The organism is Streptomyces yamdrokensis, assembly GCF_053890455.1.
This window is the reverse complement of the sequence record NZ_CM132679.1, coordinates 6,760,563-6,774,306: the sequence shown is the minus strand read 5'-3', so window position 1 is coordinate 6,774,306 and position 13,744 is coordinate 6,760,563. Positions and strand designations below refer to the sequence as shown.

Below are 13,744 nucleotides of genomic sequence, written 5' to 3'. Positions count from 1 at the left end.
ACCTCAGTGTGCACCGTGACCGGGGGCCAAGTCCTCTACTCTGCGTGCCAGTTCGACATCCCTCGCGGTGACGGCGCCACCCGCGCTGTGCGTCTGGACGGCGACGGACACGGTGTTGTAGCCGAGGGTGAGGTCGGAGTGGTGGCCGAGTTCCTCCTGCACCCGGGCGACGTGGACGACCATCGCCGTCGCCGCGAAGTGGGAGCCGAGCCGGTAGGAACGGGTGAGCCGGCCGCCGTCGAGCGACCAGCCCGGCAGGCCGTCCAGCCGTTCCTCGATCTCCTTCGGCGACAGCGGTGCGTCGGATGCGGCGGGGTCGGGCATGGGCTGCGCTCCTCCTCTGTCCCCCGGTGCGGTCGGATTCCTCTCCCGCCCAGCGTGCCACAGGACGTGCCGCCGGACCCTGTGCAGGAGGCCGGGGACGGCCGGGGGGGGACGGACCCGAAGGCACGGCTCCCGCGTGCGGTGCCTTCTCGGCTACCGTCCCGGCATGAGCACTCTCATGTCCGGGACCGCCCCCGCCGCCGAAGGCGTGGGGCCGCTGCTGCGCGCCTGGCGGGAACAGCGGCGGGTCAGCCAGCTGGAGCTCGCGCTGCGCGCGGACTCGTCCGCCCGGCACATCAGCTTCGTCGAGACCGGCCGCTCCCGGCCCAGCGAGGAGATGGTGCTGCGGCTGGCCGAGCACCTGGACGTCCCGGTACGGGAGCGCAACGCGCTGCTGCTGGCGGCCGGTTACGCGCCCCGGTTCCCCGAGACCCCCCTGGACGACCCGGCGCTGGAGGCGCTGCGCGAGGGCATCGAGCGGCTGATCACCGCATACGAGCCGTATCCGGCGCTGGTCGTGGACGCGATGTACGACGTCGTGGCCGCCAACCGCGGGATCATGACGCTGTTCGACGGGGTGCCCGAGTCGCTGCTGGTGCCGCCGCTGAACGCGGTGCGGCTCACGCTGCACCCGCAGGGTCTCGCACCCCGGATCCGGAATCTGCGGGAGTGGCGCGGTCATCTGCTGGAGCAGATGGAGCGGCAGATCGCACTCCGCCGCTCCGCGCCGCTGCGGGCTCTGTACGAGGAGGTCTCGGCGTTCTGGGCGCCGGAACTCGAGCCGGACCCGGTCGAGGGGGCCGGAGAGGAGGAGTCGGCGTCCGTGGCGTACTTCGCGCTGCCGATGCGCATCGAGCACGAGGGCCGGATCCTGTCGTTCGTGTCGTCCATCTCCACCTTCAACACACCGATGGACGTGACCGTCGCCGAGCTGGCGGTGGAGACCCTCCTGCCGGCCGATCCGGCAACGGCCAAGTACCTTCATTCCTGGATGAGTTGACGGGAACTCCGCAGCGCCGTGTGCTGGAGGAGGGCGAAACCGGCCACGACGAGGGCCTGGAGGACCGTCCACACCGCGCCCGCCGTGCTCGGCTCGAGCCACAGCAGGAGGGCGGCGCAGCTCACCACCGCCCAGACGAGGTTGATCTCGACGACGGCCCGGACGCCCAGTGCCGGCGGATGCGGGCGCGAGGCCAGCAGACCCACGCCGGCCGCGTACACCGCGAGGAAGGCTCCGAGCCCGGCCAGCAGGCCGGAGCCGACGCCGAGGAGACGGCCGAGCGGACCGGGGAGGGCGAGGTAGGCGAGTGCGTTGACGCCGGTCACGGCGGCGTCGAGCACCAGGAGGCGGCGCAGTACGGACTGTGGGCCAAGGGCCCGGGTGAGTGCGGCGAGCCGGGTCGCGGACATGATGGATCACCCTCCGTCGGGGTCGGGGGCGGGGGCGGGGTCGAGGCCGGTTCGGGGCGGTTCGGTCACGGGTTGAACGCCGGAGCGCACCGCATATCGCATACGACGCTCCGGATACCGCGTACCTTCCTGTCAGCGGGTGCTGGACGAACCCGGTCCGGGTCCCGGCCCAAAGTGCGCCGGCCCGGGACCCGGTACGTCCACGATCCCGCCCGGGGCGGGCCGTGGTCGATTACCCGGGACGTCATGCCCCGTGCGCCCGGGAACGGGGGCGCCCGGCCGTCTCCCGTGAGAGGGTCGGGCGGGCATGGCAGACTGATCGTGTGTTTGGGCGCGTTGGGGAGACGTGGCGTGAGTGAACGGCGGGCCGCACCCACGGTGGGCCAAGTGGTACTCGGCAGGCGGCTGCAGGAGCTGCGGGAGACGGCGGGCCTCACCCGCGAGGAGGCCGCCCGGGTCCTGCGGGTGGCCCCCGCGACCGTCCGGCGCATGGAAACGGCCGAGGTCGCGTTGAAGATCCCGTACATCCAGATCCTGCTGACGACGTACGGGGTGTCCCAGAGCGAGGCCGCCACCTTCATCGGGCTCGCGGAGGAGGCGAACCGTCCTGGCTGGTGGCAGCGGTTCCACGACGTGCTGCCCGAGTGGTTCAGCCTGTACGTGAGCCTCGAGGGCGCCGCCCGGGTCATCCGGTCCTACGAGCCGCACTTCGTGCCGGGGCTGCTGCAGACGGAGGACTACGCGCGTGCCGTCATGGAGGCCGGGACGATCGGGAACCAGGGGCCGGAGGCCGTCGAGCGGCATGTCTCGCTGCGGCTGGAGCGGCAGCGGCTCCTGGAGCGCCGGGATCCGCCCCACCTGTGGGTGATCCTGGAGGAGACGGTCCTGCGGCGCCCGGTGTCACTCGACGGCCGGGTGATGCGTGAGCAGTTCGACAAGCTGCTGGAGTGGTCCGAGCGGGACCGGATCACGCTCCAGGTCGCCGAATTCGCCGACGGCCCCCACCCGGGGACGTACGCGCCCTTCTCGCTGTTCCGGTTCGCCGAGCCGGAGCTGCCCGACATGGTGTTCACCGAGTACCTGACCGGCGCCCTGTATCTGGACTCCCGCAAGGAGGTCTCGGTGCACCTGGAGGTGCTGGACCACATGACGGCGCGGGCCGCCTCCACCCAGCACACGCAGAAGCTGCTGCGGGAGTTCCGGGACAGCTACTGAGCGGCCCCGCGCCCGCCCCTTCCGCCGCTCCCCGCCCCCTCGTCGTTCTTGTCGTTCTTGTCGTTCTCGTCGTCGACGATCTCCGCGTCGACGACACCGTCCTCGCCGCCCTCGCCGCCCTGTTCCCGTGGTGCCCCATGGGGGCCTGCCTCGTCCGCGGACGACCGGGCTTCGCTCCCGGCCCCGTTCCCGGCGTCGGCCTGGGCGTACATCGCCTGGCCCATCCGCTGGCTGACCGCGGCGAGCTTCTCGGCGCCGGCGCGCAGGGCGGCCGTGTCGGCGGGCCTCTCCAGCAGCGGCTTCAGCTCGGCGACGGCGCCCTCCACCTCGGCCCTGGTGCCGGCGGGGATCCGGTCCTCGTTGTCCCGGATGAACTTCTCGGTCTGGTAGACGAGTTGCTCGGCCTGGTTGCGGGTCTCGGCGGCCTCGCGGCGCCTGCGGTCCTCCTCGGCGTACTGCTCGGCCTCGCGCATCATGCGGTCGATGTCGTCCTTGGGCAGTGCCGAGCCGCCGGTGACGGTCATCTTCTGTTCCCGGCCGGTGGCGAGGTCCTTGGCAAAGACGTGCATGATCCCGTTGGCGTCGATGTCGAAGGCCACCTCGATCTGCGGGACGCCGCGCGGGGCCGGGGGCAGACCGGTCAGGTCGAAGACGCCGAGCTTCTTGTTGTACGCCGCGATCTCGCGTTCGCCCTGGTAGACCTGGATGCCGACCGAGGGCTGGTTGTCGGTGGCGGTGGTGAAGGTCTCCGAACGCCGGGTCGGGATGGTCGTGTTGCGCTCGATCAGCGTGGTCATGATGCCGCCCTTGGTCTCGATGCCCAGGGACAGCGGGGTGACGTCGAGGAGCAGCACGTCCTTCACGTCGCCGCGGATGACACCCGCCTGGAGTGCCGCGCCGACGGCGACGACCTCGTCCGGGTTGACGCCCTTGTGCGGGTCCCTGCCGGTGAGTTCGCGGACCAGCTCGGTGACGGCGGGCATACGGGTGGAGCCGCCGACGAGGATGACGTGGTCGACCGCGGAGAGCTTCACCCCGGCGTCCTTCACGGCCTGGTGGAAGGGCGTCCTGCAGCGCTCGAGCAGGTCGGCGGTGAGTTCCTGGAACTGGGCCCGGGTGAGTTTCTCGTCCAGGTGGAGCGGACCCTCGGCGGTGGCCGTGATGTAGGGCAGGTTGACGGTGGTCCCGGAGGAGGAGGACAGCTCGATCTTGGCCTTCTCGGCGGCCTCCCGCAGCCGTTGCACGGCCATCCTGTCCCGTGCCAGGTCGATGCCGTGCCGGCTCTTGAAACGCTGGGCGAGATGTTCGAGGAGCCGCTGGTCCCAGTCGTCGCCGCCGAGCCGGGTGTCGCCGTTGGTCGCCTTGACCTCGATGACGCCGTCGCCCATCTCCAGGAGCGACACGTCGAAGGTTCCGCCGCCCAGGTCGAAGACGAGGACGGTCTGCTCGTTCTCCTTGTCCAGGCCGTACGCGAGGGCCGCCGCCGTGGGTTCGTTGATGATCCGCAGAACCTTCAGCCCGGCGATCTCCCCGGCCTCCTTGGTGGCCTGCCGCTGGGTGTCGTCGAAGTACGCCGGTACGGTGATCACGGCGTCGGTGACGTCCTCGCCGAGGTAGGCCTCGGCGTCCCGCTTCAGTTTCTGCAGCACGCGGGCGGACAGTTCCTGCGCCCGGTAGCGGGTGCCGTCCACGGAGCCCTGGTCCGGGAAGTGCCACTGCCCGTCACCCATGTGGCGCTTGACCGAGCGGGCGGTGCGGTCGACGTTCGTCACGGCCTGCCGTTTGGCCACCTCGCCGACCAGCACCTCCCCGTGCTTGGCGAAGGCCACGACGGAGGGGGTGGTCCTGGCCCCCTCCGCGTTCGTGACGACCGTGGACTCACCGCCCTCCAGCACGGCCACCACCGAGTTCGTGGTCCCCAGATCGATTCCGACCGCACGTCCCATCGCTGTCCCCTTCCGCCAGGGCACACCTCTTCGGACTTACAGACTTCCAGCAGAAAACTTGAGCGCGCTGTTGTCAATAGTTTGCCCGGACTGTTCGTCGCCCGTCCTCAACCGCTCGCCGCGCGCAGTTCCACGGCGCGGCGGGGTCGGTCGGTGATCAGTACGTCCACGCGCGGGTCGGTGAGGAAGGCGCGCATCGGGGCGGTGTCGTTGACCGTCCACACCATGGTGAACAGTCCGTTGCGGGCCGCCTCGCGCAGCGCCCCGCCGCGGGCGAGCCGCTGGTGCGCCGCGATCCCGTGGGCGCCGCAGGCACGGACCCGCCGCATGGGCAGCAGCTCGCTCAGCCTGGTGCGCGCCAGCCGGGCCCGCGGGACCCCGGTGCCGTCCCGGCCGAGGGAGAGCGCGGTGCGTACGCCAGGGAAGGCCGTGGTGATCGCGGCGACGGAACGGTCCTCCAGGCTGGTGGCGACGAACCCGTCCCGGCCGAGCAGGGCGATCGCGCGGTCGATCAGCTCCCGCTCGTGGCCGGTCTCCTTCAGGTCGAGATGCCCGACGAGCTTCCCGGCGATCAGCTCCATGACGTCGTCCACGACGGGAACGGGGTAGCCGGCTCGCGCGCGGAGTTCGGCATGGGTGAGCGTGGCCAGCGGCGGGCCGGTGCCTCCCGCACGGGCGTCGTGGTGGACGACGAAGACCCCGTCGGCCGTGCGCCGTACGTCGAACTCGACGTACTCCGCGCCGGACCGCAGGGCGTCCTCGTAGGCCTCCCGGGTCGCGGGCGCGGCGCGTTCGGAGCCTCCCCGGTGCGCGGAGACGGCGGGCCGTGACGTCATGAGGGGGGCGGCTCCCTGCCTTCGGGGTCTTCGGGGTCGTCGGGGCCCAGGCGTCGGGGCGGGGGACGCGGACGCGACGCAGGCCGCCCCCTGCGGAGCGGCCTGCGGGTGTCTCCGTACGTCCTTGCGTACAGGGCGAGCGGGTCAGGAGAGCTTTGCCGTCAGGGTGATCTCGGTGCCCTTCAGCGCCTGGCTGACCGGGCAGTTGACCTTGGCGTCCTCGGCGGCGGCGAGGAAGGCCGCCTCGTCCAGGCCCGGGACGGTGCCCTCGACGGTGAGGTGGATGCCGGTGATGCCCGTACCGGGTACGAAGGTGACGTCGGCGGAGGTCACCAGGCGGGTCGGCGGGTTGCCGGCCTTGTCGAGAATGTTGGAGAAGGCCATCGAGTAGCAGCTGGAGTGCGCGGCGGCGATCAGCTCCTCGGGGCTGGTCCTGCCGTTCGCCTCCTCGGCGCGCGAAGCCCACGTGACCGGCTGCTCGTCGATGCTGCCGGAGGAGTCGAAGGTGACGACCCCGTTGCCCTTGATGAGGTTGCCTTCCCAGACGGTGTGTGCGGAGCGCGTGGCTGCCATGACGCATCCTTTCGAAGAAGTCCGGCCGTGTGTCCGGCCGGGGAGCAAAACGGTCGGGAGACTCCCGGGCCACCGGGTTCCCGGCCCTATCCGATCACACTACGGCTCGACGCGGCCGCAGGACGCCCGCCCTCGCGGTGAGGGCGGGCGGCGCGCCGCCGACGGGAGGGCGGGCCCGTCACACGCGTTCACCCGGACTCTCCAACGCCGATCGCGCCGTACGGAGACGACGCATCGAGCGGCGGCGCATCCATACCACCCACCAGAGGAACCCGAGCGTGCCGGCCGCGAAGACCGCCGAGGGGACGACGGAGCCGCTGACGACGCCGAGGACGAGCAGGCCGACGGCGACGAGCCCCATCAGGGCGAGCCAGTAGGGGAACCACCGGCCCGCGCGCTGCATGCGTTCGAGCTGGTCGTCGGCCAGCCGTCGCATGGCCGCCCGTTCCTCCGGGTCCTGCGGCACCTCACCACGCCGTATCCCGCGGTTGAGGCCGGCGACCGCTCCCGGACCAACACCCGCCGCCCGTACGGAACGGCGACGCTGAGCGGCCAGGATCGCCACGGTGACACCGGTGTAGAGCGCGGCCTGCACGACCCAGACCACGGGATGCTCGTCCCTGCGCAACAGGGCGGTGGCCCCCACACACAGCGGGAAGATCAGCATCGCCTGGGCGGCAAGACTTCGGTCGAGTAAACGCTTGACGGCGGACACGCACGTACCTCCTCGGACGGCCGGGACAACCACGGTCCGTCCCACATACCCCGCGTACGGCGGCACATGAGCGATCCGCCCCGGCGGCCGCCGCCCGTCCTAGGCCGCCTGTTCCCGGTCCTGATCCGTCTTCAGCCCGGAGTCGTCCGACTCCTTCAGCCAGCGGCGCAGCACGTGGTGGACCTGCTCGGCACCGGCGAGTTCCTCCCCGTCGGCGACCGGCGCGGACAGGACCACCGGGGAGAGCAGGAAGGGTCGGCACTGGTCACCGCCGAGGCCGCCGTGGGAGCCGATCTGTTCCTCGAAGGCGAGCACCTCGCCGTCGGCGGGGTCGTGGGAGGAGTTGACCATGATGTCGGCGGTGTGCGGGAAGGAGTGGGTGCGGCGTACGGCGTCGGCGGCACCCGGCCCGAACGCGTCGAGCGGCCCGGGGTCGTCGTCGAGTTCGTCCAGGGGGATCTCCGCGCCGTGCGCGCCGAGCACGACGCCGCCGTGCCGTTGGCTGCGGACCAGCAGGAAGCCGATGCCGGGATGGTTGGCGAGGGTCGGCAGCAGGGCGGGGTGGCGGGCGTCGATCTCCTCCTTGGTCATCCGGTGCGGCACGTCCGGGAAGGAGACCAGGCCGAGGTTGCCGGAGGCCAGGACGACGGGTTCGGAGTCGCGCGAGGGGCGGTGCTGCTCGATGCCCTCCTCGACCGGGCGGCGCAGCGCGGCCCGGACCGCCGCGCGGGCCTCGGCGCCGCTGCGGGTGCGCCGGGCGCGGCGCGGCACGGGCAGTCCGCAGCCGGCCCGCACCAGGTCGCCGAGGGTGAGGCCGTATCGGGAGCGGAAGGTCTCGCCGGGGCTCTGGCCGTGGTCGGAGAGGACCACGATCCGGTAGGGGCGGGGGGCGTGTTCGGCGACGTGCTCGATCAGGGCGAGGGAGCGGTCGAGGCGTTGCAGGACCTTCTCGGCGTCCCGGCCCGCGGGTCCGGAGTGGTGGGCCACCTCGTCGTAGGCGACCAGGTCGGCGTAGACGGAGGTACGGCCGGCGAGCAGGTCGCCCATGACGGCGGAGACGACCACGTCCCGTTCGACGACGGTCGCGAAGGCCCGTATGAAGGGGTAGAGCCCGCCGCGGGAGACGCGCGGGAGCTGTTCGGTCCACCGGGCGCGGGTGGACTGGCCAATCTCGCGGATCACCTCGGCGGCGAAGGACAGGGCGGTGCGCACGGCGTTGGCCGGGTCGGAGAAGTAGGCGAAGTAGCCGGAGCGGGAGCGGTTCTCGCGGCTGCGGCGGCGGGCGGCGATGGACAGCACCAGGGCCTGTTCGTCGGCGCCGCCGCTGAACAGGTTGCCGCGGCTGGCGCCGTCGTCGGCGAGCAGTCCGGGGTGCCCGGCGTACCGGACGGCGCGCTGCTGGAGCTCCACCGCACTGGTGGGACGGTTGCAGACCATCACCTCCCGGCGGTCCTTCTCGTACCAGCGGAAGGCGGGGACGTCGTGGTTGTTGCCGTGCAGGATGCCCAGCTGGCTGGCGCCGGTCTGGCTGGACCAGTCGGTGCGCCAGGGAGTGAGCCGGTGGGAGTGGGGAAGGCCTGCGTCGCCGGTGCCGAGCCAGCGGGCGACGGTCGGCATCAGGCCGTCGCCGACGGCGCGCAGCAGGACGTCGTGGCCGACGCCGTCCAGTTGCAGGAAGACGGTGCCGGGAGTGGCCGGGGCGGGTGGTGTGGTGCGCCGGCGGCGGTCGGCGAGGCGGTAGAGGCGGCGGCGGTAGGCGTCGTCGTCGCGCACGGCGAGGGCGGCTCCGGTGGCGGAGGCGACGGCGGACATCACGGCGGCGACCACGACCGCGGTCTCCCAGGCGGCGGTGCCGCGCTCGACGGGGTTGAGCCGCAGCGCCACCAGCAGGAACGCGCCGTTGAGGAAGAACACCAGCAGGCCGAGGACGAGCGCCGGCACGAGCAGCAGCAGGCGCACCAGCAGCGGCCACACCAGCGCCGACAGCAGGCCGAAGGCGCCGGCGCCGAGCGCCGCGGTGACCGCGATGTCGGTGGCGCTGTCGCCGTCGGCGGAGCGCAGCCGGAAGTCGGGGAGGATACCGGCGAGCACCAGCATGGTGAGGGTGGCGACCGCCCACACCGTGACGCTCCGCCCGATCTGACTGGCGATCCGCCGCCACCGCACGCCACTCACGCCCAGTCCACCTCACGTCCCGGCCCGTTTGCCGCCAGGGCGGCCTGCGAACCGGCCCCCGCCCGTACCCACACCCTGTCACAACGCCCGGACGTGCCGTTTCGTCCCCCGTCCGCGGGCGGTCCCCGGAGCCGGGCGGTGCCCCCCGAGCCGGGCGGGCAGGTCTCAACGGCCGTCGTAGCCCGCGGTCGGCATGGACAGGCGGCGGTGCACCCGGGCCTTCATCACGGCGTCGTACAGCGGTTCGGCGCGGCCGACGGTCTCCACGCGCACCCCGCGCCGCGCGCACTCGACGGTGAACTCCTCGACGCAGGACAGGGCGCTCTCCAGCACCCGGCGGCTGGGTGCCACGAACAGGTCGGATCCGGGCCGTACGCCGTCCCACAGCACGCAGTGGTCGGGGCGCAGGCCGCGCACCAGCAGCTCCCGGGTCACCACGTACCCGCGCTCGTCGGCCCAGCGGGCGCACATGGCGTGCTGGCTGCGGGAGTCCACGAGGAAGGGATCGGCGTCCAGTTCCTCCAGCGGCGTCAGACTCGCGATCGCGATCACCCGCACCGGCCCCATGGCGCCCCCTCACCTCCGGACTTCGCCGCCGACCCTACTCCTGCGCGTAGGCTTCGGGGAGTCGCAGAAGGAGGCGAAGCGGTGCCGGTGGAGATCACCTGGTGGGGGCACGCCACCTGCACGGTCGAGGATGCGCGCACCCGCGTGATCACCGATCCCCTGTTCGCCCGCCGGTTCGCGCATCTGCGGCGCCGGCGCGGCGCGCTGCCGCCGCCGGATGCCCGGCACGCGGACCTCGCACTGGTCTCCCACCTGCATGCCGACCATCTGCACGTGCCGTCGCTGGCCCTGCTCGCCCCCGGCACGCACCTGCTCGTGCCCCGGGGCGCACGCCGTGCGGTGCCGTCGCTGCGCCGGCTCACGCATCTCAGGGTGAGCGAGGTGGCGCCCGGCGATGTCCTGACGGCGGGCGACCTGGTCGTACGGGCGGTGCCCGCCCGGCACGACGGGCGGCGGCTGCCGCTCGGGCGGCACCGCTCCCCCGCCCTCGGCTACGTCATGGAGGGCGAGGCGCGGACGTACTTCGCCGGTGACACCGGGCTGTTCGACACGATGGCCGAGGAGGTCGGCCCGGTCGACGTGGCGCTGCTGCCGGTGGGCGGCTGGGGTCCGTACCTCGGCGAGGGGCATCTGGACGCGGCCCGCGCCGCCGAGGCACTGGTCCGGCTGGGGGCGCGCAGCGCGGTGCCGGTGCACTACGGCACGTACTGGCCGGTCGGCATGGACGCCGTGCGTCCGCACGAATTCCACTCGCCCGGCGACGAGTTCGTGCGGCGGGCGGCCGAGCGGGCGCCCGGGGTGCCGGTGCACCGGCTGGGGCACGGGGAGAGCGTGCGCCTGGGAGTTCCACGGTGACCCTGCCCGCCGCCCTGACGCAGGTGACCGTACCGGCGACGGTGACTCCGGACACCACCCAGCAGGCGATCGGGTATCCCTCGTTGTTCCTGCTGGTGCTGATCGGGGCGCTGGTGCCGGTGGTGCCGACCGGAGCGCTGGTCAGTTCGGCGGCGGTGGTCGCCTTCCACCGGGCGGCACCGATCTCGATGGTGCTGGTGTTCGCGACGGCGTCGCTGGCCGCGTTCCTCGGGGACATCGCGCTCTACTGGCTGGGGCGGCGGGGGATGCGGTCGCGGAACGGCTCGCGCTGGCTGAAGGCGATCCGGGCGCGAGCGCCGGAGGACCGGCTCGATCAGGCGCGGGAGAAACTCGCCGACCACGGCGTCTCGGTGCTGGTGCTGTCCCGGCTGGTGCCGGCGGGGCGTCTTCCGGTGATGCTGGCCTGCCTGATCGCCGACTGGCCCATCCGCCGCTTCGTCCGCGGCAACCTGCCGGCCTGTCTGGCCTGGGCGGCGACGTACCAGCTGATCGGCGTCCTCGGCGGCTCGCTGTTCGACGAGCCCTGGCAGGGCGTGCTCACGGCGGTCGTGCTGACCGTGCTGATCAGCGTGGCTCCGGGCGCGTGGCGTTACCTGCGGGGGCGGGCGGCGGCGCGGTGATCCGCCGCCCGCCCCGGCGGACGGCGGGCGGGTGGGCGTCGGTGGGCCGGGCGGCCCTGGTCAGTCCAGGACGCGGGAGCCGCCGACGGGCAGGTCCCACAGGTGCTCGCGGGGCAGACCCGCCCGGTCCCAGGCGGCACGGACGCGGGTGAGGGGTTCCAGCACCGGTTCGGCGGAGAGGACGAACGTCGCCCAGTGCATGGGCGCCATCCGGCGCGCGCCGAGGTCACGGGCGGCGCGTACCGCCTCCTCCGGATCGCAGTGGACGTCCCTGAGCCACCAGCGCGGCTCGTAGGCGCCGATGGGCAGCAGGGCGAGGTCGATGCCGGGGTAGCGGCGGCCTATCCGGGAGAACCAGTGACCGTAGCCGGTGTCGCCGCCGAAGTAGACGCGCTGTCCGTCGGAGTCGGTGAGCACCCAGCCGCCCCACAGGGAGCGGCAGGTGTCGGTGAGGGTGCGCTTGGACCAGTGGTGGGCCGGCACGAAGTCGAAGCGGACGCCCTTCAGTTCGGCGGCCTCCCACCAGTCCAGCTCGGTGACGCGGGTGAACCGGCGGCGGTGGAACCAGCCGGCGAGCCCGGCCGGCACGAACACCGGGGTGTCGCGCGGGAGCCGGCGCAGCGTGGGGGCGTCCAGGTGGTCGTAGTGGTTGTGGCTGATGACGACCGCGTCGACGCGGGGCAGGGCCTCCCAGGCGACGCCGACGGGGGTGATGCGGGCCGGGGTGCCGAGGATGCGGCGGGACCAGACGGGGTCGGTGAGCACGGTGAGCCCGCCGATCCGCACCACCCAGCTGGCGTGCCCCGCCCAGGTGACGGCGACCGTGCGGGTACCGACACGGGGCGGCGGGCCGGGGGCGTACGGCAGTTGCGGTATGCCGGCGAGGCCCTGCGGACCGGGTCCGGTGGAGCCCTCACGGGCGAAGCGGGCGAGCCCTTTCAGGCCGGGCAGCGGGGAGGTGAGCCGGTCGTGGAAGGTGCGCGGCCACACCCGCCGTTCGGCGAGCGGGCGGGGTTCGGCGAGCGGCGGGTACGGGGCCGGGAAGGAGCCGGCCGCCGGGCCGGCAGGGGCGGGGCCGGCTGCGTGCGGGGCGGTGCTCGTGGCCGTGGCCGGCTCGGACTGCTGCGTCATCGAGGAGACTCCCCTCGCCGGGCGTCATCGCGGAGATCGTCGAAGACCGCCCTCAGGTGGATCAACATGCGTCGCAGGTGCGGGAGTTCCAACGGCGCGGAGGATCCGAGGCATTCCGCACGCCGCTCGGCGGTGTCACCGAGCAGGGGCGCGGTGCACAGTCGTACGCGGGGTGCTTCGAGGTCGTCGCCGAAGCGGTGACCGCCCGCCGCGGGCATGCCGAGCCGTCCGGTGAGGAAGTCCTCCAGCTCCTGCGCGTCGCCGACGCCGTGCGCGGCGAGTGCCGGGGCCAGCGGCGCGAGGTCGACGTACAGGTGCCGCCCGGCCTGCGGGGGCCGGGCCAGGGCTCCCGCGGCGACCACCGCGTCGCGGGCGGCCGCGGCCACGCGCGCGTGCAGGCGTACGGCGGCTGCCACCCGCGCGGTGACCGGTTCCGGCTCGGACAGCGCGTAGGCGGCGGCCGCGGCGACCGGGGTGGCGACGCGCGCGTCGAGCGCGGTCAGGACGTCGAGCACGCGCGCGTGCAGCGCGCCGCCCGCCGCGCCCGCCGGGAAACGGGCGACCGCGGCGGGCCAGCCGGGCGGGAGCAGGGCGCCCGCCAGGTCGGTGACCACGGTGACCCGTTCGGGCAGCATCTCGGCGGGGCTGAGCAGCACGGTGTCGCGCGGCGCGTGCAGGGTGTCGCGCCAGGTCTCGTCACTCACCAGGTGCAGCCCTTCGCCGACGGCGGCCTCGAGGGTCTCGTGCAGCAGCTCGGGCGGGGCGACGGTGGCGGTGGGGTCGTCGGCGACGGAGAGCACCAGCAGGCGGGGGTCTCCGCCCTCGGCACGCAGTCGCCGCACGGTCTCCAGCAGGGCGTACGGATCGGGGACGCCTCCGCTCTCGGCGGGGGTGGGCACGTGGAAGGCGGGGCGGCCGAGCAGCCGGGCGTAGGGCGCCCACCAGGCGGCGCAGGGCCGGGGCACCAGCACGTCCCCGCCGATCGCCGCGGTGAGCGCCGTGAGCAACACGGGCGCGCCGGGGCCGGCGGCCACCCGGTCCGGCGCCGCGGGCAGGCCGCGCCGGTCGCCGTGGCCGCACGCGGCGTCCAGCAGGACCGGGCCGCCGCCGACCGGCTCGGCCGCCGGGCGGGACGCGGCGGCGGCGAGGACGGCGGCCAGTTCGGGCAGCACGGGCAGCCCGTCCTCGGGCAGCGCCGGCCCGAAACGGACGGGGCCGTGGCCTTCGGGGTCCGTCCGCCGCATACACACCTCCACGCGATGTCCGGTGTCAGTACCCACGGTGCCCGCCCCACTCCGGTCCATGCCCCGGCCGGGGCATGGGCCGGGTGCGAGGGCCGGCCGGTCGCGGGAGGCC

At 73.5% G+C, this 13,744-nt stretch carries 14 protein-coding genes; 4 read left to right on the top strand and 10 right to left on the bottom strand.

Going from position 1 to position 13,744, the window contains the following annotated elements:
• Positions 1–3: 3 nt before the first annotated feature.
• Positions 4–324 carry a 4a-hydroxytetrahydrobiopterin dehydratase gene (locus ACWZEH_RS29970; protein WP_456194190.1) on the bottom strand — a complete coding sequence of 107 codons (321 nt, stop codon included), beginning with the start codon at positions 322–324 and terminating at the stop codon, positions 4–6.
• Positions 325–490: 166 nt separating this feature from the next.
• On the opposite strand from ACWZEH_RS29970, the gene ACWZEH_RS29965 reads away from it, so the two are divergent.
• Positions 491–1,324 carry a helix-turn-helix domain-containing protein gene (locus ACWZEH_RS29965; protein WP_456194189.1) on the top strand — a complete coding sequence of 278 codons (834 nt, stop codon included), beginning with the start codon at positions 491–493 and terminating at the stop codon, positions 1,322–1,324.
• Here ACWZEH_RS29965 and ACWZEH_RS29960 read toward each other — a convergent pair.
• The gene (locus tag ACWZEH_RS29960; protein WP_456194188.1) at positions 1,306–1,734 is read right to left on the bottom strand and encodes a hypothetical protein; all 429 of its coding nucleotides are present in this window, start codon (positions 1,732–1,734) and stop codon (positions 1,306–1,308) included. The genes ACWZEH_RS29965 and ACWZEH_RS29960 overlap by 19 nt on opposite strands.
• 351 nt (positions 1,735–2,085) lie before the next feature.
• On the opposite strand from ACWZEH_RS29960, the gene ACWZEH_RS29955 reads away from it, so the two are divergent.
• Entirely contained in the window at positions 2,086–2,949 is an 864-nt protein-coding gene (locus ACWZEH_RS29955) for a helix-turn-helix domain-containing protein (RefSeq protein ID WP_456194187.1), read from the top strand.
• Here the strand turns inward: ACWZEH_RS29955 and dnaK are convergent.
• The 6 genes from dnaK to ACWZEH_RS29925 form a co-directional block, all read right to left on the bottom strand.
• Positions 2,943–4,895, bottom strand: coding sequence for a molecular chaperone DnaK (dnaK, locus tag ACWZEH_RS29950; protein WP_456194186.1), 1,953 nt, complete (start codon positions 4,893–4,895; stop codon positions 2,943–2,945). The two genes, ACWZEH_RS29955 and dnaK, sit on opposite strands and share 7 nt — an antisense overlap.
• Positions 4,896–5,002: 107 nt before the next feature.
• Positions 5,003–5,731: a glycerophosphodiester phosphodiesterase family protein gene (locus ACWZEH_RS29945; protein WP_456194185.1), complete on the bottom strand. Its 729-nt coding sequence runs from the start codon at positions 5,729–5,731 to the stop codon at positions 5,003–5,005.
• A gap of 144 nt (positions 5,732–5,875) precedes the next feature.
• Positions 5,876–6,304, bottom strand: a complete 429-nt coding sequence (locus ACWZEH_RS29940; RefSeq protein ID WP_456194184.1) for an OsmC family peroxiredoxin — start codon at positions 6,302–6,304, stop codon at positions 5,876–5,878.
• 178 nt (positions 6,305–6,482) lie between these two features.
• Positions 6,483–7,019, bottom strand: a complete 537-nt coding sequence (locus ACWZEH_RS29935) for a hypothetical protein (RefSeq protein ID WP_456194183.1) — start codon at positions 7,017–7,019, stop codon at positions 6,483–6,485.
• A gap of 99 nt (positions 7,020–7,118) precedes the next feature.
• Positions 7,119–9,194, bottom strand: coding sequence for a phage holin family protein (locus ACWZEH_RS29930; protein ID WP_456194182.1), 2,076 nt, complete (start codon positions 9,192–9,194; stop codon positions 7,119–7,121).
• Positions 9,195–9,359: 165 nt separating this feature from the next.
• Complete coding sequence (locus ACWZEH_RS29925; protein ID WP_456194181.1) at positions 9,360–9,761, bottom strand: hypothetical protein; 402 nt, start codon at positions 9,759–9,761, stop codon at positions 9,360–9,362.
• 81 nt (positions 9,762–9,842) lie between these two features.
• Between ACWZEH_RS29925 and ACWZEH_RS29920 the strand changes: the two genes are divergently transcribed.
• Both ACWZEH_RS29920 and ACWZEH_RS29915 read left to right on the top strand, forming a co-directional pair.
• Positions 9,843–10,616, top strand: coding sequence for an MBL fold metallo-hydrolase (locus ACWZEH_RS29920; protein ID WP_456194180.1), 774 nt, complete (start codon positions 9,843–9,845; stop codon positions 10,614–10,616).
• Entirely contained in the window at positions 10,613–11,257 is a 645-nt protein-coding gene (locus ACWZEH_RS29915; protein ID WP_456194179.1) for a DedA family protein, read from the top strand. Before ACWZEH_RS29920 ends, ACWZEH_RS29915 begins: the two co-directional genes overlap by 4 nt.
• 60 nt (positions 11,258–11,317) lie before the next feature.
• Here the strand turns inward: ACWZEH_RS29915 and ACWZEH_RS29910 are convergent, their stop codons facing one another.
• Positions 11,318–12,388 carry an MBL fold metallo-hydrolase gene (locus ACWZEH_RS29910; RefSeq protein ID WP_456194178.1) on the bottom strand — a complete coding sequence of 357 codons (1,071 nt, stop codon included), beginning with the start codon at positions 12,386–12,388 and terminating at the stop codon, positions 11,318–11,320.
• A complete protein-coding gene (locus ACWZEH_RS29905; protein WP_456194177.1) occupies positions 12,385–13,632 on the bottom strand; it encodes an aminotransferase class I/II-fold pyridoxal phosphate-dependent enzyme in 1,248 nt (415 codons plus the stop codon). The genes ACWZEH_RS29910 and ACWZEH_RS29905 overlap by 4 nt, the downstream gene beginning before the upstream one ends.
• Between the last annotated feature and the right edge of the window lie 112 nt (positions 13,633–13,744).